The sequence below is a fragment of the Acidisarcina polymorpha genome (genome assembly GCF_003330725.1).
GTDB lineage: Bacteria > Acidobacteriota > Terriglobia > Terriglobales > Acidobacteriaceae > Acidisarcina > Acidisarcina polymorpha.
On the sequence record NZ_CP030840.1, the window covers coordinates 6,038,973 to 6,060,373 of the forward strand.

Sequence of the window (21,401 nt, forward strand, 5' to 3'; positions counted from 1 at the left end):
GGAGTTCGTGATGCCCGCCACTTTCACTCGTACGACGCAGGTCGAGCCGGAGCGCAGAGACACAGGAATTGGCGGTAAACCGCCGGTCGACCGACGGCCTACCGGTGGCGGAGGCGAGGGTGATAATTGGGACAACCGCCAACCGGGGCGCCGCGGACCGCGCGAACTGCTTACCCGTTACCGATTAGCGATGACCTTTGCGCTGGCTGGCGACCTGATGTTCTTCGTGGCGCTGGTAAGCGCTTTTTTTGTGCGCCAGGCCTCCGGTCACATCGATGCCAGCAACAACTACATATCGGATTGGCATCCGCTTTCCGTGCCGCCAATTCTCTGGCTCAACACCGCAGTCCTGGTGCTTAGCAGTCTTACCATCGAAATGGCACGGCGCCAGCTCTTCCATGAAATCGATGTCATGGAAGAGTGGTTTGGACTGGGTAAGCCAACCGTGCGTCGCGCGACTCCCTGGCTACTTGCGACCGTCTTCTTGGGGGCTCTTTTCGTGATTGGCCAGTGGATCGCCTGGAAACAACTGTATGCCCAGGGGTTCTTCTACACGACAAATCCGAACAGCAATTTCTTCTACCTGATTACCGGAACCCATGCTTTGCATCTGCTCCTCGGCCTGCTGGCGGTCGGCGGTGCTCTTTGGGCATTGTTTGTACTGAAACGGATTGAATACCGCCAGATCGCCGTCGACTGCACTGCCTGGTATTGGCACGCGATGGGTCTCTTTTGGATCTTCCTCTTCGGACTTCTCGCTTTCTCGCAATGATATTGAGGCTTCCGGCCGCCGGCGTTTTGGCGTTGGCTCTGGCCGCTCCCGCAATGTGCAAGGCCCAAGGCTGCACTCTCTGCCGGGATGCGACGGCCGGCAGCCCGCCGCAAGTACGCAAAGCTCTCCGCCGCGCCATCCCGCTGCTTGCCGTTCCAGCGCTCGCCATCTTTTCAGGAGTCTTGGTGATCGCCCGCGCGATTCCGCCGAAACGGCGGTCAGAGACCGGGCAAAGCGATCAGCCCTTGGCTGGCGGATAGGGTGGTTGCGTGCTTCAACCGAAGTGGATCCCGCGATGGTGATAAGAGCCTCGACCGCACGCAGGACCGCGCGATGCTGCGACGTCCGTGCATTTGCCTACTTGGCTGTAAGCGTAAAGCGCTCCTTCACTTCTGTTGTTAATGTCCCCGCTTTTGGATCCGCGACGCGGTACATGGTCGCCTCCGCCCGCGTCCCGCTCACCTCGAGAACAACGTAGTTGAAGTTTGGGTTGGCTGGATCCCGATAAAGGTCTTGCGAACTTCGCAAGTAGAGGGGATAAGGCTTCGCTCCCCCGCCTCCGCTGACGATATAGCTGATCCCACCATGCTCAAATCTCTCGTAATTGTGGACGTGCCCCGAGACCACGATGAACTTGGCGCGCGCCAGCGCCGCCTGCCCCTCAAGATAGCGCCGCAGCTTGATCTCTGCCGGCTGGGGAATATCCGCGATAACCTCGCTCTGCAAGTCGTTGATCAGCGGCATATGAGTCAGGAAGAAAACGAAATTTATCTCGGGGGGCAAGTGGGCCAACTGGGAAGCCAGCCACCGCTGTTGCGGCGCGTCGTCGTTGAACGAGCGGCTCGGATGCCCAGAGTTCGTGTCCAATGCGATCAAATAGACGCTGCCGATCTGGACGGAATACCACCGTCGATCTCCGAGCCAGGAAAACTGATCAAAGTAGTTGGCCAGCCCCGGGCGCTCCAAAGGAACTAATTCATGGTTCCCAAGCGCCGGATAGACCCGCAAATTCGCCGCTATCCAGGGCGCTGTCTCCTGCCTGTAGACCTCCCAGTCCTTTTTCAATCCTCCCTGAAACGGCAGATCTCCGGAGACAAACAAGGCATCCGGCTTTTCCTCCGCGATCCGATCGACCAGCCACTTCCGCACTCGTGGGTTGGTGTCCGTGGTATTGGATGGAGCCGTAAAACGCATGTCGCCATAGACAATGATCTTGAGATCTTGTCCCGGGCGAATGGCGCCGACCACAAAGGTGGGCTTTCCAGAGAGATCGTCAGCAGGAACATCCTGGGCGAGCGATCCGGCTCCGGCGATGAATGATAGGCTGCAGAGAAACAGACGTGCTACCAACAAGCTCCATTGTCGCGCTGGCCCGTTCGTAGGACTCGCCGTCAGGAGCCGAACGATCAACAAACGCCGCCACCTACGAAGTGCACGATCTCGAACCGGTCTGCAGCACGGATCGGCGCTGTTTCCCAATTCGAACGGGCGACGATCGCGCCATTGTGTTCCACGGCAACACGATCGCTCTTGAGCCCCAGGACCTCGATCAGATCATTCAAATAGACGCTTCCCTCGAGTTCAGGGAATTCTCGTTCCTGCCCATTGATTGTCACCTTCATGTTTCGCCAGCTTACCACTTCGGTGAGAAGCGATTCCGCGGCGGCCTTCTAAATGCCGTGCCCCGCCATTGAAAATCTCTCTTTCGCCCGTCTTTGGTATAACTGTTCGAGGTGCCCGAATCCCCATTGTCAAGTTATCTCTAGAGCAGTGGTCGAGGTTGAGAAGCAGTAGCGGTAAGTTGCTACCGTTGCCCGATCTCTTCGCGGTCGAGCTAGTGTCTTTGACCCGCGCTCGCATGAGGCCCTGGAAAATAGTTCTGACTATCTGGCTCCTTTGGACTGCGAATCTGGTCCAACTTCCTTCCGCGTTGGGTCAGGCTTCGCTGCAAAAACTCGCAGTCGTTCCCGAGCAACCGCCGCCGAAAACAGAAATTTCGCAACCGATCCCGTCGTCCAATAAGGCGATCCCCTTACCTCAGGTCGCCGACCAGGCGGAAGAGCTTGATCGCAAGCTCGCGAAGATCAGCAGCCATTTGCAAACCAAGCCGGAGGAGATTGCGCCGGATGCCGTCATCGAAACCCAAGCCAAAGAAATCAGGGAGCGTGCTCAGCGACTCGATAGCTTCCTCGATGGTTTGTCGGACATCCTTGAACTCCGGGATGAACTCGTCTACTGGCGCGCCCTTGATCATCGCTCCAGTGAACAACGCAGGCTTCTCTCGGCCCGTGCCAACGAACTGCAAAGCCAGATCCTACAACTCGACGAAGAAGAATCTCGTTGGCAAGCTACAGGAAATCAGATCGACGACGCTAGCGGAATTGAAGTAGTCGCGGCACGAGTGCAACAGGAACTGAGTGCGATAAAGACCATCCGCTTACAGGCGCAGGAGCAGCTGAACCAAGTTCTTACCTTGCAAAATCAGCTTTCCCAGACGGGACGTCAAGTCTCCGACGCGCTCACCAGGCTCGTCGAGGCCGAGGACCGGTTTCGCGGTCATCTCTTCGAACGCGACAGTCAGCCGCTGTGGGCCCCGCTCCGCTACCACCAGCTCGACCAGCCGTTCGGCGCTCTACTCCGCCGTTCAGGCGACCAGGATGTCCGGACCGCCGGCGAATTTCTCCGTGGAGGCGGCGCAGGACTGATTGTTCTGCCCGCTCTTTACTTCCTCGGTCTGATCGGAGCACTTCGTCTTAAGCACTATTGTGCCGTAGGTCCAGCTGCAAAACTCCCTATCGAGGCCTTCCGGCTATTGGAGCGCCCCTATTCGCTGGCACTGCTAGCCATGCTGTTAGGCAGCACGACCCAGACGGGTTCGGCGCCAGTGAGTATTACCATTGGCCTCTATCTGCTCTGGCTCGGTCTGGTATTTCGCCTCATGCCGCTGCTCATCAAACCCGCCCTGCGGCCTTTGGTCTACCCCCTGTTGCTACTGAATTTACTTGAACTGCTGCGTGCCGCCATGCCTTTGCCGGTGTTGGCTAATCGGCTCATTCTTAACCTGATACTACTTGCGGCTCTGATTACTTACGGGCTACTCGCCCGGCCTTCGAGATTGCTCGCGCTCGATCTCTCAAAAACGAATTTGGCGTTAGTGCGGAGTGCGACATCCATAGGCTTGCTTCTGTTGGCTGTCGCATTAGTAGCTAACGTCTGCGGCCTCGTTTCGCTTTCGCACGTGCTCGGCATCGGCACGTTGTTAAGCGCATTCTTCGGCGTGGCGTTCTACTGCGCAGTCCGCGTGTTGCTCTTATTTCTGCGTATTTTTCTGGACAGTCCCTGGGCCGCCCTGTTTCCTGTCGAAGAGCAGCAAACGATCGCGGTCTGGGGGCCGCGGTTGCTAATTGCGGCTACTGTGTTTGTGTGGCTGACGCACTCAGAGCTTTACGTCTTCCTGATCCATGACGGCTTAGCCGAATTTCTTTCCGAGTTGTTAGCAGCCCCGATCGGATTCGGATCGCTTCACGTCACTCTCGGCAATGTGATCACAGTCCTCCTTATCGTGGGGATAGGTTATAGCTTTGCCAAGGGCTTCAGTTCCCTTCTAAGAAGCATCTTGATTGCCAGACTGCCCCTGCAACGCGGTCTGCCCTATGCCATCTCCAAGGTGACCTATTACTTCCTTGTTCTGCTCGTCTTTGCGGCTGCTCTGAGCAGTGCGGGGGTGGAGCTGAACAAATTCACCGTCATTACTGGCGCTCTTGGAGTCGGCGTCGGCTTCGGATTGCAAAATATCGTCAGCAACTTCGCCTCAGGGCTCATCCTGCTCTTCGAGCGGCCAATCCGGATCGGCGATGTCATTGATGTTGGAGGATTGGTTGGCAGTGTTCGCCGGATTGGCGCAAGATCCAGTACGCTCACTACAGGCCAGGGCGCCGAAGTCATCGTGCCTAATAGCAACCTACTCTCGAACCAAGTCATCAATTGGACGCTGTCCTCTCCCTGGCGGCGCGTCGAAATTCCGGTGGGAGTTGCCTATGGTTCGGATCCCGAAGTGATTATTCAGTTGCTCACCGCCGTTGCCTCCTCAATCCCGGACGTTATGGAGACTCCTCCCCCAGAGGCTTTCTTTCTCGGATTTGGTGATAGCGCATTGAACTTCGAACTCCGCTTCTGGTCGGCGCGACAAGAAATGTGGTTCAAACTGAAAAGTGATGTCGCCATTGCGGTCTCTCGGGCTCTACGGGATGCCGGGATCGAGATACCCTTTCCGCAGCGCGATCTTCGCGTCCGGTCCGTCGATCTCTCGACGAATAAGCTGGAAGACCTGACCAGATCACCTGCAGCGACCGCCCAATCGAACGGTGCAGCATCCAACACCACCGAAGCTCTGCACGATCCAACAACCCAACAAAGCTCCTCCGAAGTCCGTTAACCATTTTCAACACGCGACGGGGAAATGTAAGTGGTCGCCTGTAAGTTCGCAGGGAGAGGTCAGAGTCATGACTTCCACAGTGAGAAAGGCGTCGAGCCTCATTCCACGACGGTTGGTGAATGTTTGTGGCGGTTCTCGCTCTGCTGGCTAACATAACTTAGGAACTTAGACACGAAGACAGTTGTGTCGAAGGTGGCTGCATGTTTCTGTATCTCCACGGGATTGAAAGAGCCCTCGATGGCCTCGAATCGCTGAATCGCCGTCTCCACGGAGAGTGTAGTCTGTTCAGCAAAGAAGACGCCGGTGAACGCTGTGGACCCATCCATGCTATTGCCTATACCACGGTAGGTCTCTGGCGGCATCCCGATGACTGTCTCTCGGGAACCACCGCGGCCATACGCAATAATCGGTCGCCCGCATGCCTGCGCCTCGATGGCCACCAATCCGCAGTCCTCGTCGGCAGCGAAGAGAAGCGCCCAGCAATTCGCATAGGCATGTAGTAATTCAGACTCAGTGAGTCTGCCAAGAAACTTGACTGAAGATCCAGCCAAAGTCCTCAACGCCCCTTCTTCCGGACCAACTCCCACGATTCGCAACTCGCGTCCAAGGCGGTTACACGCAGAGATTAGTAAATCGACCCGCTTCGCCGCTATAAGTCTGCCAACACAAAGATAATAACTGGCTGGTCGCTTGGAGAGATATGCTGCGCTCGTATCTACCGGAGGATAAATCACCGTACTCTCCCTGCGATAATATTTCCAGATCCGGTTCTTGACATAGTCAGAGTTTGCGATAAATCCATCGATCCGTTGAGCCGCAGAAAAGTCCCACAACCTTAAATACTGCGAAACTGGCGTGAATAGGAGGCGGGAAAACCACGACATCTCTCGCCGGAAAGCCGCATACTGATCCCAAAAGGAATGTGGTGGGCTGTGGCAATAACAAAGGTGTAAAGCGTGTTGATCCGTCAATACTCCCTTGGTGGCAGCACCGTCTGCGCTGATTACCAGGTCGTATCCGGATAGGTCTAGACACTCGACCGCAAACGGATAAAGAGGGAGGAGGTGGCGATACATCCGTTTCGCCCCAGGAATTCTGTCTAAGAACGAAGTGGTGATCTTTCTATTTTTTAGCTTAGCGGGCAAGCATTCTTTTCTTACGAAAAGGGCAAAGAAATCGGCCTGCGGATACATCTCAGCGAGTACTTCCAGCACGCGCTCCGAACCTCCAAACGATAAGGAGTAATGATAGGTAATTGCGACACGCGTCGCCGATCGTTCTTCCATCGCGTTCACTTTGAGACCAGATATCCCTCGAGCACGCCCTTGCCATGCGAGCTGCACAACGAGGCTAAATCCGATCTTCCACAAAGGAGACTGAAAGTCGCGCGAAGAAGGTCGAAGGCTAAAAATGCGGGCAATAGCGGCAGCTTTGACCGCTTCCGGATGACCCTCCCCATTCCGCATCCATAGCTATAGGCACGAACCTCATCAGCATGGCTGCTCATCATATCTCTTCGCGGATGGAAAACTGTAAGCCCTCGATCAAATCTACCGCGAACTCCAGCCTCAAGCAGCCGGAAAACATAATCCGTATCTTCGCCTGAGGCAAACGGGGTGCCTGCCCCCACGCCCAGTGATTCATCGAAGCGCATTGAGTTGGCCTCCCGCCCCCGTCGAACAAAGAGTCCGATGCCGACAGAGGTCCGAAAGAGGTTCGTTGTGGCCAGCTCGCAGGAAGATCGAATCCAACGATTACCGCTTACCCGCCCAGAAAGATCCCGAATCCCAACGCTTAACATTCCGTAGTGTGGATTCTGCTTAAAGAAAAGAACCACTCTTTGCAAAAGGTCAGGCGCATACCAGCAATCGTCATCAGGGAATGCCAGGACGTTTCCCGAGGCGTAGCTTAGACCCACATTTCTTGCCCGTGATAGCCCCTGCGAAGATCGAACGTGCTTGATGCTTACGCGATCGGCCCACTCCTCAAGCACCGGCGCAAGACGATCATCGGAATTCTGATCAACAACGATACACTCACACCGTGTGTAGCTACTCTCGTTTAAGGCTGCCAGAAAACGGCGCAGCTCTTCGGTTCGCTCACGCGTCGCCAAAATGAGAGAGAACGTCGGCTTAATAGATCCCACTCTTGATTCCGTTTCCATCACTTGATGAGCACCTCTTCAGGGACAATCCGGCATAGCCGTGAGAACGAAGCAATGGTCATGCCAATTATGCTAAGGATGAGAGCACCTCGCGGTATCGGTGATGCACGGTGCGCCAAGTAAAGTTTTTGTGGAACGAGTTATAGCCATCGGCGGCAAGTTGGAGACGGAGCCCCTTGTTGCGGATCACCCTCTCGATTGCGTCCGCCAACTCCACTGCGGAGCCGCGGGCAACAAGAACCGCACCGCCTTCGGCAAACACCTCGGGAACACCACCTCCCAAAGTCGATACTATGGGTAGTCCGCTGGCCATTGCCTCCACATTTACAAGTCCGAAGGGCTCGTGCCAAACAGATGGAGAGCAAAAGACCGAGGCACGCCGAAACTCCTCGGCTAGTGCTCTAGACGACTGGTAGCCTCCGAACTCCACGTTTCGAGGCGCATGCTGCATGACCTTGCGCGAATAAGCCGTTGCGCCATTACTCGAGCCGAATCCAGTGGCTCCTATCAGACGACCGGTTACCTTGACACCGCGCGCCTGCAAGAGCCACATTGCCTCCACAAATACATGTGCTCCTTTCTCGGGCACTAGCCGTCCTGCAAATAGCACCACCGGTGTGACTTGATTGCTTTGTGATCCTTCCGGGGTTACCTTCGGGAAGAATCTATTTTCATCGGCCCCGTTGTGAATAACGGCCATCTTGTCTAACTTGGGAAATGCGCTCGCCGCCTCCGTCGCGAGATAGTTGCTACAAAAGACCAACTTGTCAGCACGAAAAGAATTTGCAACTTCAGAGGGAAACGAAACCAACAGTGAATTGTGAAGATGGACCACCAGACTCGCGCCTGCGGCTCGCACATCCTTCTCGATGGCCCCGGCGTAGTCAGGGCGGTTGTGTATCCACACTACACAGCCCGGGCTAAGTGCCGTTATTATCGGACGAAGAACTCTCCGCAACAATGGTCGCCTCACACCCCATGGCAAACGGTATCTTCCTCTCAACTTGCTATAATAGTTAAGTCCTGACAGGTGCAATCGCCTTACATGAGGCAAATCCCAACTAGCGTCGCCCCTGGCACACGCGACAACCGTCTCTTCAGCTTCGAACCGAAGCACATTGGCGACCCAACGCTGAAGGGCAGCACCATGGGTATCGGAGAATGAATCAGTCTCCGTAAGAACATGAAACACCGTACCATTCATGCCGTTTCATCCTCTGCAGCCAAGAAAGTCGTATTGTTCGTAACCAGGCGGGAAGCTTTCTTGAGCCCAACGCAAGCCAGGATGTAGAGGATCCATGGAAGGTACTGTGTCGCCATCAAGGTGCGCTCGTCGAGATTGTAGACAAGGGTCAAAAAGACGATGCCAATACACCACTCAATATAGCTTGAGCGACCTGGCGCAAACGCTATAGCAGCATGCCGGAACACGGCGACGAAGGTGCCAGAGACCAGCACAAGTCCGACAATTCCAAGCTCAAGCGTCACATTAAGGAAACCGTTGTGTGCACTTGTTACCACCCAACCGGTAGCGGCGAATATGTGGGACGCCTCCCCGTAGAACAGTGACCAGAATGCATCGAATCCATAACCGCCGATCGGATGCCTTAGAATCGATTCGGTAACTGCCTTCCATATCTGCGTACGTCCGGACACATTGCCTGCCCGGGAGACGAGAGATAGTACCACCGACGGATATTCCTGAATCGCAATCGCGACCCCGCCTACCACGGTGAACGAAACGAACGCAACTTTAAGTATATCTTTGCGCGCTACTCGCCGGAGCAGACGAAGCGTACTAACGAATGCGAAGTACAGCAAGCACATCGCCCATCCGGTGCGAGATTGACTCATCACGATGATGAGCAAACACGCAGAAATATAGCCATAGCGCAGCACCTGACCATAACGAGACATGCTTGTTGTTGTGAGTGCCGGGGTCAATAAGAAGAGCGTCGATTCGGCACAAACATTCTTTTGAGTAAAGAGTCCTTGCCATGCCCCCTCATGCAACTGATGATCTATGCCGTATTGCGGAAACACAACCGCGAGCAGTATGCTCAAGGCGACAACCCCTGCACCGGTCAGCATGATGAGCTCCATTTGCTGCTGTTCACTGAATCGATCGCTGAGATAAAACGCCAGCAGAGTACAGACTACTAAGACGGCACCGCTGCGGAGACTAAGCCCCGCGTCCTGTGACCAGATCGACGAAGCCATTGCCTACAGCGGCAACAGAGACATGAGTGGCATCTGCAAGCAGACGTCGAGGACACGTCTACAGTACGGCAGCATTGCAGAGACACAGAGTAAGACCGCTATCCATGATTGGAGGCTGTCGCGCAAGCCCTCTGAGCCGGAAGTAGTGATGGCGATCTTCCCTTCTCTCGCCCCAAGATCGCTATTCCAGGATGGATGCGCAAAAGAAAACCCGCCATGCACTGCGAAAATGAGCAAAGGGATCAGCAGAATGTAAGACACGGCCAAGTTAGTTACCGGCTGCCCCCGAACGGAGAGGGAGTCAACGCCGGCATAGCGTGCGCTGGTTTGCCACCCTACGCCTGACACGCTCAACTCGACCTTCGTGAAAGCTGATGGTTGACCCATACGGCTGGGCTTTTCTCTCTGGTCTCCAAGCGCGTAACGACAATTGCACGAATATGGCGTCTGTTTGCTTCTGGGATAAACCAACAAACCAGAAGGAGCAGAAGACACTTGGCGCTTGAATACTCCCCAAAAATACCTTTCTTCAGCAGGAACAAAAAGGTTCGCCAACCCTCCCGCTGTTTTCTGGCGGCCGGTGCACAAAAAGTCGCAACAAAGTACGCGAACGCCTTATGGGAAAAAAGCGATCTATTTGCGATCGCCCAATCGTAGAGAAACTTCCAGTCCGATGTGCGACTTACTCGCTCATTTCGCTCGTCATGATGAAAGATCGCAAGAACTTCCGTTAAGACTTCCACTTGGGTATCCGGCAAAGACGTAGCGTGTAAGAGCCAATCCAGATCCTGACACCGTTTAAGCCCGGTGGTGAATGGCACTCTTAGCATTAACTGGCGCGAGACAAACCACGTGGAGGTTTGCAGAAACGCTTCACCCGACGTCCATCCTTGCCTTGCAAACAGGTATTCGCTGAACTCCTCATTTTTTGAGGGGGACCTTTTAGGCAGAACTCGTTCGGCGTTCTCCGTTCTCTCAATAAATCTGCTCGCGATGAACACCTGCTCTCCCGACATTTTCTCCGCAGCCGCCCATTGGACGGACAACTTCATTGGAAGCCATTCATCATCGTCATCGAGTAGCGCAACCCACTTCCCCCGGGAGTAACGAACACCTAAGTTGCGCGCATCCGCGCCGCCGACAGAATCACGCAAACATAGAACATGCAGTCGCTCATCATCGAGATGCTCGAGTCTTGTTTCAGTATCAGCATCGGATCCGTCTACTATCACTATTACCTCGATGTCTTGAAAGCTCTGGCCGAGAGCACTCCGAATTGCTCTTTCTACTAGTACAGGCCGATGATGTGTGGGAATGATTACACTCACTTGCGGCCGTGCATGAATGGAAGTTCCGGCAGGGCTAGGGCTCATCGATGAGCAGTTCGGGCTCCCACCCGTGCTAGCGGGGATGCTCAACACACTTGATGGCTGCGGCGGTTTCGGATTATGCGTCAACATGTTTTCCTCCGTGAATTTCTGGGTATCCTAGACTGCCTGAGTGACCATAGTATTCATAGTGGAAAGGGGATCCCTGTGATACACCATTGAGCACTATCCCTACCCGGTCCTGCGTCGACTGATCCATCAACGTTCGATGGGAGCGAGCCAATGACAAGCGGTTTGTCATCCCGTAACGGGCCACTAGCAGCGTCGCATCAGCAAGGCTGGCAAGAACGACCGGATCGGTTACTAGCAACACAGGTGGGCTGTCGAGAACGATGAAGTCGTAATACCCTCGCCATCTGTCAAGGGCTTCCATCATCCGTAAGGAACCTAAAAGATCCGCAGGATAAGGAGGAACTGGTCCCGAGGTTAGTAAATGTAGTTTAGGCAGCCTTCCCACCTCCAGAATATCTTCAGGAGACCGTTCGTCTGTAAGATACTGACTTAGCCCTGTCCTACTTTCCATTCCCAGTCGGTCGCCGAGCGATGGCTTGCGCAAGTCAGCGTCCACCAGCAGGACGCGCCTGCCACTCTGGGCCAGTACAGCAGCGAGATTGGCGCTCAGAATGCTCTTTCCTTCTCCTGCCACAGAACTGGTGATTAGCAATAGCTGCGGCGGAGCGGAGCTTTTTGCAAGCAGGAGCGCCGTGCGCAGCCCTCTCAATGCCTCTGTATATGGCGAGTTTGGGTGCGCAAAGATCGCTAGTGAATTAACGCCAGAGGATGGGCTCCGTGCTCGTGATAAGGATGGTCCTCCCGGACGCCGGTACCAATTCGGCTCGCCTAAGTGCGGAAGAATCCCGAGAGGCACGAGTTCCAGGTCACGCTCTATCTCCTCAATGGTCTGGATCTTGTCATCGATTGAGTCGCTGATGAAGGCTCCACAAACCCCCAGGAAAAGCCCAACACCGGCCGCAATTGCCAGATATACGGGAATATTCGGCTGTTTAGGCGTCGAGGGAATTCGCCCCGGATCAACGACCGTAATGTTGGAGGAGCGGAGGCCTTCCAAGACCCCGGCCTCTTTAAGGCGCTTCAATAGATCTTCATAAAGTCCTCTGCTGTCATCGGCTTCTTGGCGGACAATCGCATACTCTATCGCTTTATCGTTCAGGCTATCGGCTTGATGCTTCTCGGTTGCAAATTCCGTGCGGGATTCGTCTTCCTCACGCCGCGCTATCTCGTAGTCATTCTTGGATCGTTCAGCAACCCGGTGAACTTCGTCTTCAATGGCACTCTCCATACCGCTCAGATTTGCTCGTGAATCCATGAGTCGCGGGTATGATGGGCCAAACTTGGAAGTGTCCTGGGCAATTTGTCCCTGCAAGGCTGCCTCTTGCATACGGAGGCTCTGAATTAATCCTAAAGAAGTGCTCAATGTAGGAGATCCACTTACAATCCCATTGGCGCTCAATCCCGAGATCAGTTCCGCGTTGCCGGATTGAACGATCTTATAGACGGCTCCTTTGAGGATCCGATTGGATGTAGCTTGAGACAGTGTAGCCGTAGCTTGTTGTAGCCGGTCCACAATCACGCTATACGCTTGATCTCTCCCTTGCGCATCCTGTACACCCAGACTAACCACCCCCGATTGCCGCTGCAGTGCGATCACTCGCGCCTGAAGCGCCTCTGCCTGTTTCTTCAGATCGGAGAGCTGTCCAGTCAACCACTCTGATGCTTGATTTGTCGCCGTAAACCGCGTCTGGAAGTTGTACTCAACCAGCCCGTCCATTAACTGATTCACAACCTTTGCTGCGAGCACCGGATCTGAGCTCAGGAACCTGACTTCGATCAGTCTCGTTCCCGAGACTACTTTTACGTTTAGGTTCGCGTCGAAGATCTTGAGTGCCCGAGTGCGACGTCGAGGAGAATTCTCTAAAGATGCATTCAACGGATCAGCTGGCCCGCTTGGCGACAACAGCCGAAAGATAGACCCAAGCGCATCATATCGAGGCTGATAATCTCTCGTCGTTTCGAGTTCTAGCGCTTCAATTACCTGCAAGGCCAACGTATCTGACTCCAGCAGGTCCGCTTGTGTCTGCAACGTTATGTTCGCATCGAGCGCGTCAGAGGCATCCTCTGCACCACCCATCATGCTGTCAAGACCAAGCGCATCGCTGCTGTCTTTCTGTACCTGGATTTCGCCGAATGCCTGATATCGCCTGGTACAAAAGACGCAAACTAAGACCGCTAGAGCGACACACCCTCCTACGCACGAAACCATCACCCGCCTGCGGCGCCGAAATATGTGACGCAGATCGCCCAGAGTAATTGGGCGCTCCCTCACATCGGCACGTGGTCCCATCAGAGCTCTCAACCTAACTCCCTCACCGCGATCCGTTCCACGCCTTCATAGTTCATCATTTAGTTCAGAATCTGGCTATAAATCAAATATGTAGATAGCGTGCGAGGAGCCCGCAGCATGACGACACAGATAGCAATCGGCTACCGTCGGAGATAAAGCAAATCGTTTGTAAACTCTTGGAATTTGAATGAAGCGTACCGGCCCACCGAATGGCTGTCAATGCCATTCTGGCCAACTAGGAAGAATCCTAGAGCTGGAGTCTGATAGCTCTCCCGAAACGGGTCTATACTCAAAGCAATCCATCGATTGACAATTCAGATTGGAACAGAATGCTTTTGGATAGCGCTGTCTACTTGGTGTTTCTGACACTAGTGGTTGTTGTTTATTGGCGTCTTTCGCAGTTCATGCAGAACTGCTTCTTACTGGTCGCAAGCTATTTTTTCTATGGATGGTGGGATTGGAGATTTCTGGTCCTCATCGCTGCATCCACATTGCTCGATTACTGGATCGCGAGATCACTTGCTGCTTCGATGAGTAGGTTGCTTCGGCGTACATTACTTGTTTTGTCTATTATCATAAACGTATGCTTCCTTGGTTACTTTAAATACTGCAATTTCTTTGTCGATTCTTTTGCTGTCGCTGCAGACGCATTCGGTCTCCATAACGTGCCGCATATTCTCTGGAAGATTGTTCTTCCGCCGGCCATCTCCTTTTATACCTTCCAGGAGGTTGCGTATATCGTGGATGTCTATCGACGACGGATACAGCCCGCACATTCACTGCTCGACTATGCTCTTTTCATCAGCTTCTTCCCCCACTTGATCGCAGGTCCCATCCAGCGTCCTAGTCATCTTCTTCCTCAGGTTCAGAGCGTCCGCCAATTCAACGCTAAAGCTGTCTTCGATGGCTGTATGCTCATCTTACTTGGCATGTTTCGTAAGTGCGTTCTCGCCGACAGTTGCGCGCAACTGGCCAATGCCTCCTTTGACGGACGAATGGGCAGAAGCGGGTGGGTGACTCTGATAGGCGTTTACGCCTTCGCTGGACAAATTTATGGGGATTTCAGCGGATACAGTGATATTGCTCGCGGCAGCGCTCAGTTGCTGGGCTTCCACTTCATGCTTAATTTTCGCCAACCGTATCTGGCAACGTCCTTGCAGGAGTTCTGGAAAAGATGGCACATCAGTCTAAGTACATGGCTCCGAGACTATCTTTATATTCCTCTTGGAGGGAGCCGGCTGAGCCCTTCAAGAACCTACATCAATTTGCTTCTGACCATGTTGATCGGAGGACTCTGGCACGGCGCCAGCTGGAACTTCGTTCTCTGGGGAGGCCTTCACGGAGGTATGTTGAGCATCGAGAAATCAGTCAATCTGCGTCCTCCTCGATCGAAAGTTTATATTATGATGTCCCGGATCTTTGTCTTTCACTTCGTATGTCTCGCTTGGCTGTTCTTTCGTGCGCCTACACTTCGCTCCGCTATTAGCATGTTCATAGGATTGGCCCGGTGGTCGTGGAACCCCGTATACGGCACCGCACTCACATATTTGATATGTTGCACCATACCCCTGATTGCAATTGATCTGTATTTAGAACGCAGCGGAGATGAATATCCGAGTCAATCCGCATCCTTTATGTGGCAACTAAACACCGCTGCCGTTGCAGTTGCCTTCGTTGCTTTCGGCGCTGCTTATGAGTCTGCTCCATTTGTGTACTTCCAGTTTTAAATAGAGGGGACAAGATGCCGACGCCCGTTGCGATGCTCAGCGCAAAGGATCTTGAAGCGAAGTCGTCGCTGCGAAGGTTATCGGGGCTGCTGCTCTGCATCCTCATTATGCTGATACTCGGCGAGCTAGGCACCGGTCGCATCCACGATCAACGAAGAGTGACGCTCACCATTGAAGATGGAGTGCGGGATGCCCTTGCCATCCGCCATCGCGATACGCGCCTCCAAATATTGGTTTCGGGTAACTCACTCGTCTTCGAGGGGATCTCCAAACCATTCCTGCAACAGGGATTGGGTGGTGAGTTCCAAGTGCATACGATGGGGATCCCAGGTTCAACCTTTGACGATTGGAGATATGGGCTGGCCTCTCTGTTCAAGAGGGGGAGTCAGCCAGATATCGTCCTCTTTAGCATTAGTCCTACTCAGTTCCTTCGTCCTCCCGCAGTCACCTCGCTGCCACTCTCGCAGCTCTGGGGTACTCGCGAGATTGTCTCCTACTTTCGAGAGCAGCATCTTAGTCTGAGTACTTTGAGCAATCTTTTGCTGGAGCACTACAGCGTGTTTTTCTATATGCGAAACACCATTCGGATCTATGTTCGAAAAGCAATCCCTGGCTATGAAGTTATGGTTCAGCAGTGGGCGGAAGCCGCTGCTCCGGCTTTAAATCCGGCTCCTCACCAGGCCGAAGCAAAAGCAATCTTCTTGACTCGTCTCCGGCAGATCCAGATCGCTTGCGGACCGCGTGCTCGTTTTTTTCTGTTGATCGTTCCCACCGGCCAACTTGACGATGCGAGAGAAGAAGCGGCGCTGAAGGCCGCCGCTTACGAATTGGGAATTACGGTTGTCGCTCCAGTCGGCGAGCAGCAGTGGCCGGTCGGTCGCTTCCAGAGTGACAAATATCATCTAAACGCCGAAGCAGCCAGGGTGTTCAGCTTGCTAGTCGCAGCCGACCTGGCAAGGGTACTACGGCCTCAGGGTCTGCAAGTATCTCTGAGCGCAGTCGCAAAAGACTAATTACGCAATTTTGGCCTCTCCATCTCAAAGCGATCGAGAGTCCGAATATAGGTTGGGCCGCCCATGCGTCCAATGGCGTTGAACTTGTCCGGATCTATCTTGAACTCGTTCATCAGACCCTCTCGAACATGGAAGCGAATGATCTCACCAATGACGATGCTCGCCCCGCCTACTTGTTCGCTGATGGTAACGACATTGCGCAGCTTACATTCCATTTGAATCGGACTTTCTGCCACTCGTGGCGCCCGAACCACGGCACTCGCCACGGGTGTCAACCCGGATAGTTCGAACTCGTCAACCTCAAACGCAACTTCCGCGGAAGTTACGTTCATTTGGCTCGCTATATCCCAGGAGACAACGTTGACGACAAATTCCTCAGTCGACAACACATTGCGCAGTGTATCTTTTCTTCCTTGGGTGGATGCACGGACCGCCGGACAAAAGAGTAGTGTCGGAGGACTCGAGCATACTGCCGTGAAGTAGCTGAAGGGGGCAAGATTTCGTATCCCATTCTCGTCAACGGTAGATACCAGAGCAATCGGCCGAGGCACGATGGCGCCTACCATCAGTTTGTAGATATCGCTGTGCGAATAGTTCTCTGGGTCAAACGAACCCATATGCTGCTCTTCTACATTCGTTGTCATGTTGGATCTGTCCAGCCACCATGCTCAGCAGTTAGTTTTGCAGCCTCTTCAGGGCCCCAGCTATTCGGCTTGTATACGATGGCCGGCGGTGGATTATGCAACACCGGATCCAGAATCCTCCATGCCTCTTCGACATAGTCTTGCCGCGCAAACCAGGTCTGGTTCCCAACCATCGCATCGCCAAGAAGCTCCTCGTATGGCAGTAAATCTTCATCGCCGCAATCTTGGGTCGCCGTCAACTCTACGGAGCATCCTTTTAAATGTTCACCGTTCTCCTTGACGGAAGTGCCGAAGGCGATCACCGGCACCGGGCTCAATCGAAACCGGATGTAGTTTGCGACCGGCGGATAGTCGGGAAAGATCATTGGCGGCTTGTGCAGTTTTGCGACGACCTCAGTTGCGGTGATTGGCAGTTCCTTTCCCGAACGAATATAGAAAGGTACGCCTTCCCAACGCCAGGAATGGATGCGCAATCGCAGTGCCACGAACGTCTCTGTGTCCGACCCCGGCTTAACTCCCGGAACGTCGTGGTAGCCTGCAAACTGGCCGCGCACGATATCCTCAGGTTGGATTGGGGCAATGCTCTTGAGCACCTTGACCCGTTCATCGCGCAGTGTTTCAAATGCAATACCTGGGGGTGGTTCCATGGCAATATTGCTCAAAACCTGCATGAGATGGTTCTGCACCACGTCTCGCGCCGTCCCCACGTCGTCGTAAAAAGCGCCTCGACCTTGTAGATCCATCTTTTCGGCCATTGTGATCTGGACGCTCTCCACGTATTCGCTCTTCATGATGGGTTCGAGAAAAGAATTGGCGAAGCGAAAGAAGATCACGTTCTGCACGGCGTTCTTGCCGAGATAGTGGTCGATCCTGAAGACATGTTCCTCATCAAAGACATTGTGGACAGTTTTGCTCAGGGCGATCGCCGAATCCAAATCCCTGCCAAATGGTTTTTCGATGATGACTCGAGCGCCTTCTGAACACCCTGAGCTCTTCAACTGCTCCAGGACTTTTCCGAACAGGCTTGGGGGTATGGCTAGATAGTGGATCGGATGCTTCGCTTCACCGAGAAGCTGGCGTACTTGTTGGAAGGTCGCCTGATCGTTGTAGTCGCCATCGACGTAGCGCAGACGAGCATCTAATTTGGCGAACCCCTCTGGATCGAGCCCGCCGTGTTTTTCGACGCTATCTTTCGCCCTCGCTTTCAGCTGTTCCAGCGTCCAGCCGGCTTTGGCGACGCCGATAACCGGACCATGCAGCTTATCGCGTTTGGCCAGATGCTGCAGCGCCGGGAATATTTGCTTGTAGGCAAGATCGCCGGTGGCTCCAAAGAAGACCAGTGCGTCTGAGGTTACGATGCTCACGTTTGCGGCTCCTGAAAATTGGCTTATCTATGAATTGATTGCGTATTTGTTCAGTTAGATCATCTAGAACGATAAGAAGTGGCAGGATTTGCAATTTCTAGGCGCCGAGCCATCGAAGAAAAAATCCTGTAAGCACTCCACCGACGGCAGGCCCGATTACAGGCACCCATGCATAGCTCCAATCCGACTTCCCTTTTCCGGCAATCGGAAGAATAAAGTGCGCCAGGCGAGGGCCAAAATCCCGCGCGGGATTGATCGCGTATCCTGTTGTTCCCCCCAAAGACAGACCGATCCCCCAGACCAGCACCCCTACGAGCCATGGTGCGAGTCCTGCTGACGCACCCTGCGCGAGCACCAACTTCGAGCCCACTGCTCCCGCGATCAGGACCAGCACAAAGGTGGCAACGACTTCGCAGAAAAAGTTGGACGGATAGTTTCGGATCGCCGGAATTGTACAGAACACCCCCCGCTTCATCTCTGGGTCTTCGGTTATTTTCCAATGAGGCAGATAAAATAGCCAGACCAGCACCGCACCGGTAAAGGCGCCGGCGACTTGCGCAGTGACATATGGCAGCAGCTTGGAATAGTCCCCGGTCTGCACCGCGACTGCGAGCGTAATTGCGGGATTCAAATGGGCGTCCGGGCTTCCGCAGAGATTAGCCGCAAAGATCCCGCACAGCACGGCGAAGCCCCAGGCGGTCGTAATGACCAGCCAACCGCCATTCTCCGCTTTGGACCGCTTCAACAGTACCCCGGCGACGACTCCATCTCCTAGCAGCATTAAGATCAGCGTTCCCATGAACTCCCCTAAGAAAGGCGATCTCATCTGCGTTCACGATCCTTTGCGGCAGCTTCTCTGCCAGAGTCGTCTAAACTACTTCGTATTTGTGAGCGAATGCCTGGAACCTGGCAACCTCATCATTCAACCAATCTTCGCCTAGACCAAGCTCGGCAGCCATAATTCTCGCCACAGCCGGCGCCATATCAATCGCGGCTTTGGCATTCAGAAACAAAGCGCGTAGACGGCGGGACAAGACATCATCAAGGGTCCTCGCCATCTCCTCACGGACTGCCCAAACTACCTCCGCGCCAATGTAAGGAAGTGCAGGATGCAAGGCCTCAGATAGTGTAGGATCTTGCGCGGCGATCGCGCGGACCTTCTCCAGATCCGAACCATACACTGCAAAGGAATCCAGATCGTCTACTCCTTCCAGATAACCATGGATCTTCAGCGTCCTGGTCACACATTCCTTGTCAGGCAATTTGCCGAGGGTGATGGCATGATTCACGCAATCTTCCGCCATGTGTCGATAAGTAGTCCACTTCCCGCCAACGATTGTCAGTAATCCGGATTGGTCAACATGAATCGTGTGATCGCGCGACAGCGCCGACGTGGACCCGCTCCCGCCGCCCGCCGCCTTGACCAAAGGCCGGATCCCCACATAGACACTCAGGACATCGCTCCTCGAGGGAGGACGGCTCAGGTATTGGCCGGCCGTTTCAAGCACAAACTCGATCTCCTCATCGAATGGAAGCGGATCATAGGATGGCCCCGGGATCTCGGTATCTGTCGTGCCAACGAGCGTGTGACCATGCCATGGGATTGCAAAGAGAACTCTGCCGTCGCTCGTATGGGGCACCATGATCGCAGTATCCCCGAGCAGGAATGACCCATCAAAGACGAGGTGGATGCCCTGGCTTGGCGCCAGCATCTTCGCTGCTGCGGGATCCGCCATTTGGCGCACGGAGTCGGCAAAGATACCCGCCGCGTTCACGACCACCTGAGCTTTGATCTCGAACCGCTCTCCGCTCTCCGCGTCTTCCGCTATCACGCCGGAGATATAGCCTGCGCTGTCCTTGGCGAGTTCGGTTACTGGAGCATAGTTCAGTAGGGTTGCACCATGGTCGGCTGCTGTCTGAGCCAGGTGCATCAACAAGCGGCTATCGTCGAACTGGCCGTCGTAGTAGACAACGCCGCCGCGCAACCCATCCCGCTGCAGATTGGGCAGCTTCTCCAGCGTCTCCTCCAGAGAAAGGATGCGCGAGCGTCCGAAGCCGTACTTTCCTGCCAAAAGATCGTACACCTTCATGCCGATGCCATAGAAAGGCGTCTCCCACCATGAATAGTTGGGAACGACAAAAGCCAGGTCGTGGACCAGGTGAGGAGCATTCTGACGTAAAATTCCTCGCTCCTTGAGCGCCTCCATTACGAGCGAAACGTTTCCTTGTTCGAGATAGCGAACCCCACCATGCACCAGCTTGGTGCTACGGCTCGATGTGGCTTTCCCAAAATCTTCGCGTTCGAGCAGCAGGACGTCGAGTCCTCGGCTTGCACCGTCGACGGCAATGCCTACCCCAGTCGCGCCACCGCCGATGATGACCATGTCCCAGGGCTCGCTGTGGCTCTGGAGTCGAGCCAGCATATCGTTCCGCTTCATCGTCTCCCACTTTCTTCGCTGGCCCTACCGGCGTTCCTTTCAGATTTGTCTTTACGGTCAAGGAACATCGCTGTCAGTCACTCTCGGCAAGCGAGCCCTAAGCAGCGATTCTAAAAGTGATGGAGGCTCTCTGGGGCGGCGGGCTCGGTCACGCGGGTCGCCTCGCGCTCAAGCGAGCGCGTTACCAGGTCCCTCGATCCCAAGCCCACGGCCAAGGCCAGCGCCAGCACGATCCCGCCAAAAAGGATGCCGAACGCGAGTTCGACAATCGCTCCCCCCACCGCCAGATGGTCGAGCACCATCGCAGCCGTCAGCACCAGCACAAGCCACTTCACCCCCGTACTCAGCAGACGAGCATATTGGAGGTTCAGGTTCACCGCTCCAATCAGCACGCTGCGGGACAGGAAGCGGGCCACTACATTTCCCGCGAAGAGCAGCACTACGGCTCCGATAATACGCGGCAGATAAGCCAGCAGATATGCCGCCAACAGAGATGTCGACGATGCATCGAAGGCGGTGAGCCCGACCAGAACTCCTACGACGACACAGCCCCAGAACAAGGTTCGGACCACCAAAGAACTAGGGGTGCTGGTGGGAGCCCACTCCGAGATGCTGTTCGCGCTCTTTCCCATCCGCTCGTCGAACTTGATGGCCGTAAGTAACCGGGTTACCAGGAATGCAATCAGCCATGCGATACCCGTGAAAATGATGACGGCCAGCACGAATGCAAGAATCCCCGGCAGGAGCGTAGCGATCTTGGTTATCACTCGTCCCATCGAGTCTTGGAGGGATTGCGTAGCCTGGTTCCACATGGTCATCTCCTTGCAATTCGACTTCTATCAGCTGTGCTTACTTATATAGCCGGTTAATTCGC

General features: G+C 54.5%; 18 protein-coding genes and 1 pseudogene. 5 read left to right on the top strand and 14 right to left on the bottom strand.

Annotated elements, in window-relative coordinates; translation table 11 throughout:
* Window positions 1-10: 10 nt before the first annotated feature.
* Both ACPOL_RS25765 and ACPOL_RS25770 read left to right on the top strand, forming a co-directional pair.
* On the top strand, window positions 11-772 hold the full coding sequence (locus ACPOL_RS25765) for a cytochrome c oxidase subunit 3 (RefSeq protein ID WP_114209589.1): 762 nt from the start codon (window positions 11-13) through the stop codon (window positions 770-772).
* Window positions 769-1,032: a hypothetical protein gene (locus tag ACPOL_RS25770; protein ID WP_236657039.1), complete on the top strand. Its 264-nt coding sequence runs from the start codon at window positions 769-771 to the stop codon at window positions 1,030-1,032. Before ACPOL_RS25765 ends, ACPOL_RS25770 begins: the two co-directional genes overlap by 4 nt.
* 97 nt (window positions 1,033-1,129) lie before the next feature.
* On the opposite strand, the gene ACPOL_RS25775 is transcribed toward ACPOL_RS25770, so the two are convergent.
* On the bottom strand, window positions 1,130-2,122 hold the full coding sequence (locus tag ACPOL_RS25775) for a metallophosphoesterase family protein (RefSeq protein WP_150133133.1): 993 nt from the start codon (window positions 2,120-2,122) through the stop codon (window positions 1,130-1,132).
* A 56-nt stretch (window positions 2,123-2,178) separates the two neighbouring features.
* Entirely contained in the window at window positions 2,179-2,394 is a 216-nt protein-coding gene (gene thiS / locus ACPOL_RS25780) for a sulfur carrier protein ThiS (protein WP_114209591.1), read from the bottom strand.
* Window positions 2,395-2,552: 158 nt separating this feature from the next.
* Here thiS and ACPOL_RS25785 point away from each other — a divergent pair, with 158 nt between their 5' ends.
* The gene (locus ACPOL_RS25785) at window positions 2,553-5,207 is read left to right on the top strand and encodes a mechanosensitive ion channel family protein (RefSeq protein WP_150133134.1); all 2,655 of its coding nucleotides are present in this window, start codon (window positions 2,553-2,555) and stop codon (window positions 5,205-5,207) included.
* Between the two features lie 98 nt (window positions 5,208-5,305).
* Here ACPOL_RS25785 and ACPOL_RS25790 read toward each other — a convergent pair whose 3' ends face one another.
* The 7 genes and pseudogenes from ACPOL_RS25790 to ACPOL_RS25820 all read right to left on the bottom strand — a co-directional run bounded on the left by ACPOL_RS25790 (window position 5,306) and on the right by ACPOL_RS25820 (window position 13,260).
* A complete protein-coding gene (locus ACPOL_RS25790; protein ID WP_161557571.1) occupies window positions 5,306-6,493 on the bottom strand; it encodes a glycosyltransferase in 1,188 nt (395 codons plus the stop codon).
* Between the two features lie 5 nt (window positions 6,494-6,498).
* Window positions 6,499-6,861 carry a glycosyltransferase family 2 protein gene (locus tag ACPOL_RS36560; protein ID WP_414633410.1) on the bottom strand — a complete coding sequence of 121 codons (363 nt, stop codon included), beginning with the start codon at window positions 6,859-6,861 and terminating at the stop codon, window positions 6,499-6,501.
* A 126-nt stretch (window positions 6,862-6,987) separates the two neighbouring features.
* A pseudogene (locus ACPOL_RS36565) lies at window positions 6,988-7,371 on the bottom strand (glycosyltransferase family 2 protein); the annotation flags it as partial.
* Window positions 7,372-7,438: 67 nt separating this feature from the next.
* The gene (locus tag ACPOL_RS25800; RefSeq protein ID WP_161557573.1) at window positions 7,439-8,278 is read right to left on the bottom strand and encodes a glycosyltransferase family 4 protein; all 840 of its coding nucleotides are present in this window, start codon (window positions 8,276-8,278) and stop codon (window positions 7,439-7,441) included.
* A gap of 293 nt (window positions 8,279-8,571) precedes the next feature.
* The gene (locus ACPOL_RS25805; protein ID WP_161557574.1) at window positions 8,572-9,462 is read right to left on the bottom strand and encodes an O-antigen ligase family protein; all 891 of its coding nucleotides are present in this window, start codon (window positions 9,460-9,462) and stop codon (window positions 8,572-8,574) included.
* A gap of 479 nt (window positions 9,463-9,941) precedes the next feature.
* Entirely contained in the window at window positions 9,942-11,051 is a 1,110-nt protein-coding gene (locus ACPOL_RS25815; protein ID WP_114209598.1) for a glycosyltransferase family 2 protein, read from the bottom strand.
* A complete protein-coding gene (locus ACPOL_RS25820) occupies window positions 11,038-13,260 on the bottom strand; it encodes a GumC family protein (RefSeq protein ID WP_236657040.1) in 2,223 nt (740 codons plus the stop codon). The genes ACPOL_RS25815 and ACPOL_RS25820 overlap by 14 nt, the downstream gene beginning before the upstream one ends.
* A gap of 410 nt (window positions 13,261-13,670) precedes the next feature.
* On the opposite strand from ACPOL_RS25820, the gene ACPOL_RS25825 reads away from it, so the two are divergent.
* Window positions 13,671-15,068, top strand: a complete 1,398-nt coding sequence (locus ACPOL_RS25825) for an MBOAT family O-acyltransferase (RefSeq protein ID WP_114209600.1) — start codon at window positions 13,671-13,673, stop codon at window positions 15,066-15,068.
* Between the two features lie 14 nt (window positions 15,069-15,082).
* Window positions 15,083-16,081 carry a hypothetical protein gene (locus ACPOL_RS25830; protein ID WP_114209601.1) on the top strand — a complete coding sequence of 333 codons (999 nt, stop codon included), beginning with the start codon at window positions 15,083-15,085 and terminating at the stop codon, window positions 16,079-16,081.
* Here ACPOL_RS25830 and ACPOL_RS25835 read toward each other — a convergent pair.
* From ACPOL_RS25835 to ACPOL_RS25855, 5 genes are all read right to left on the bottom strand, one after another.
* A complete protein-coding gene (locus ACPOL_RS25835) occupies window positions 16,078-16,725 on the bottom strand; it encodes a flavin reductase family protein (RefSeq protein WP_114209602.1) in 648 nt (215 codons plus the stop codon). The genes ACPOL_RS25830 and ACPOL_RS25835 overlap by 4 nt on opposite strands.
* Window positions 16,722-18,089 carry a glucose-6-phosphate dehydrogenase gene (gene zwf, locus ACPOL_RS25840; RefSeq protein WP_114209603.1) on the bottom strand — a complete coding sequence of 456 codons (1,368 nt, stop codon included), beginning with the start codon at window positions 18,087-18,089 and terminating at the stop codon, window positions 16,722-16,724. Before zwf ends, ACPOL_RS25835 begins: the two co-directional genes overlap by 4 nt.
* 97 nt (window positions 18,090-18,186) lie before the next feature.
* Complete coding sequence (locus tag ACPOL_RS25845) at window positions 18,187-18,915, bottom strand: MIP/aquaporin family protein (RefSeq protein ID WP_114209604.1); 729 nt, start codon at window positions 18,913-18,915, stop codon at window positions 18,187-18,189.
* A gap of 43 nt (window positions 18,916-18,958) precedes the next feature.
* On the bottom strand, window positions 18,959-20,527 hold the full coding sequence (locus ACPOL_RS25850) for a glycerol-3-phosphate dehydrogenase/oxidase (protein WP_114209605.1): 1,569 nt from the start codon (window positions 20,525-20,527) through the stop codon (window positions 18,959-18,961).
* Between the two features lie 110 nt (window positions 20,528-20,637).
* Window positions 20,638-21,339, bottom strand: coding sequence for a mechanosensitive ion channel family protein (locus tag ACPOL_RS25855; protein ID WP_114209606.1), 702 nt, complete (start codon window positions 21,337-21,339; stop codon window positions 20,638-20,640).
* Window positions 21,340-21,401 lie beyond the last annotated feature (62 nt).

What these genes read in the sequence shown, in the direction of transcription:
- ACPOL_RS36560 (WP_414633410.1), bottom strand. Translation starts at nt 6,861, where the DNA reads ATGCGCTTCGATGAATCACTGGGCGTGGGGGCAGGCACCCCGTTTGCC.
- ACPOL_RS25770 (WP_236657039.1), top strand. Translation starts at nt 769, where the DNA reads ATGATATTGAGGCTTCCGGCCGCCGGCGTTTTGGCGTTGGCTCTGGCC.
- ACPOL_RS25855 (WP_114209606.1), bottom strand. Translation starts at nt 21,339, where the DNA reads ATGTGGAACCAGGCTACGCAATCCCTCCAAGACTCGATGGGACGAGTG.
- ACPOL_RS25830 (WP_114209601.1), top strand. Translation starts at nt 15,083, where the DNA reads ATGCCGACGCCCGTTGCGATGCTCAGCGCAAAGGATCTTGAAGCGAAG.
- ACPOL_RS25850 (WP_114209605.1), bottom strand. Translation starts at nt 20,527, where the DNA reads ATGAAGCGGAACGATATGCTGGCTCGACTCCAGAGCCACAGCGAGCCC.
- ACPOL_RS25825 (WP_114209600.1), top strand. Translation starts at nt 13,671, where the DNA reads ATGCTTTTGGATAGCGCTGTCTACTTGGTGTTTCTGACACTAGTGGTT.
- ACPOL_RS25835 (WP_114209602.1), bottom strand. Translation starts at nt 16,725, where the DNA reads ATGACAACGAATGTAGAAGAGCAGCATATGGGTTCGTTTGACCCAGAG.
- thiS (WP_114209591.1), bottom strand. Translation starts at nt 2,394, where the DNA reads ATGAAGGTGACAATCAATGGGCAGGAACGAGAATTCCCTGAACTCGAG.
- ACPOL_RS25820 (WP_236657040.1), bottom strand. Translation starts at nt 13,260, where the DNA reads ATGGTTTCGTGCGTAGGAGGGTGTGTCGCTCTAGCGGTCTTAGTTTGC.
- ACPOL_RS25815 (WP_114209598.1), bottom strand. Translation starts at nt 11,051, where the DNA reads ATGTTGACGCATAATCCGAAACCGCCGCAGCCATCAAGTGTGTTGAGC.
- ACPOL_RS25805 (WP_161557574.1), bottom strand. Translation starts at nt 9,462, where the DNA reads ATGCTGACCGGTGCAGGGGTTGTCGCCTTGAGCATACTGCTCGCGGTT.
- ACPOL_RS25845 (WP_114209604.1), bottom strand. Translation starts at nt 18,915, where the DNA reads ATGAGATCGCCTTTCTTAGGGGAGTTCATGGGAACGCTGATCTTAATG.
- ACPOL_RS25765 (WP_114209589.1), top strand. Translation starts at nt 11, where the DNA reads ATGCCCGCCACTTTCACTCGTACGACGCAGGTCGAGCCGGAGCGCAGA.
- ACPOL_RS25790 (WP_161557571.1), bottom strand. Translation starts at nt 6,493, where the DNA reads ATGGAAGAACGATCGGCGACGCGTGTCGCAATTACCTATCATTACTCC.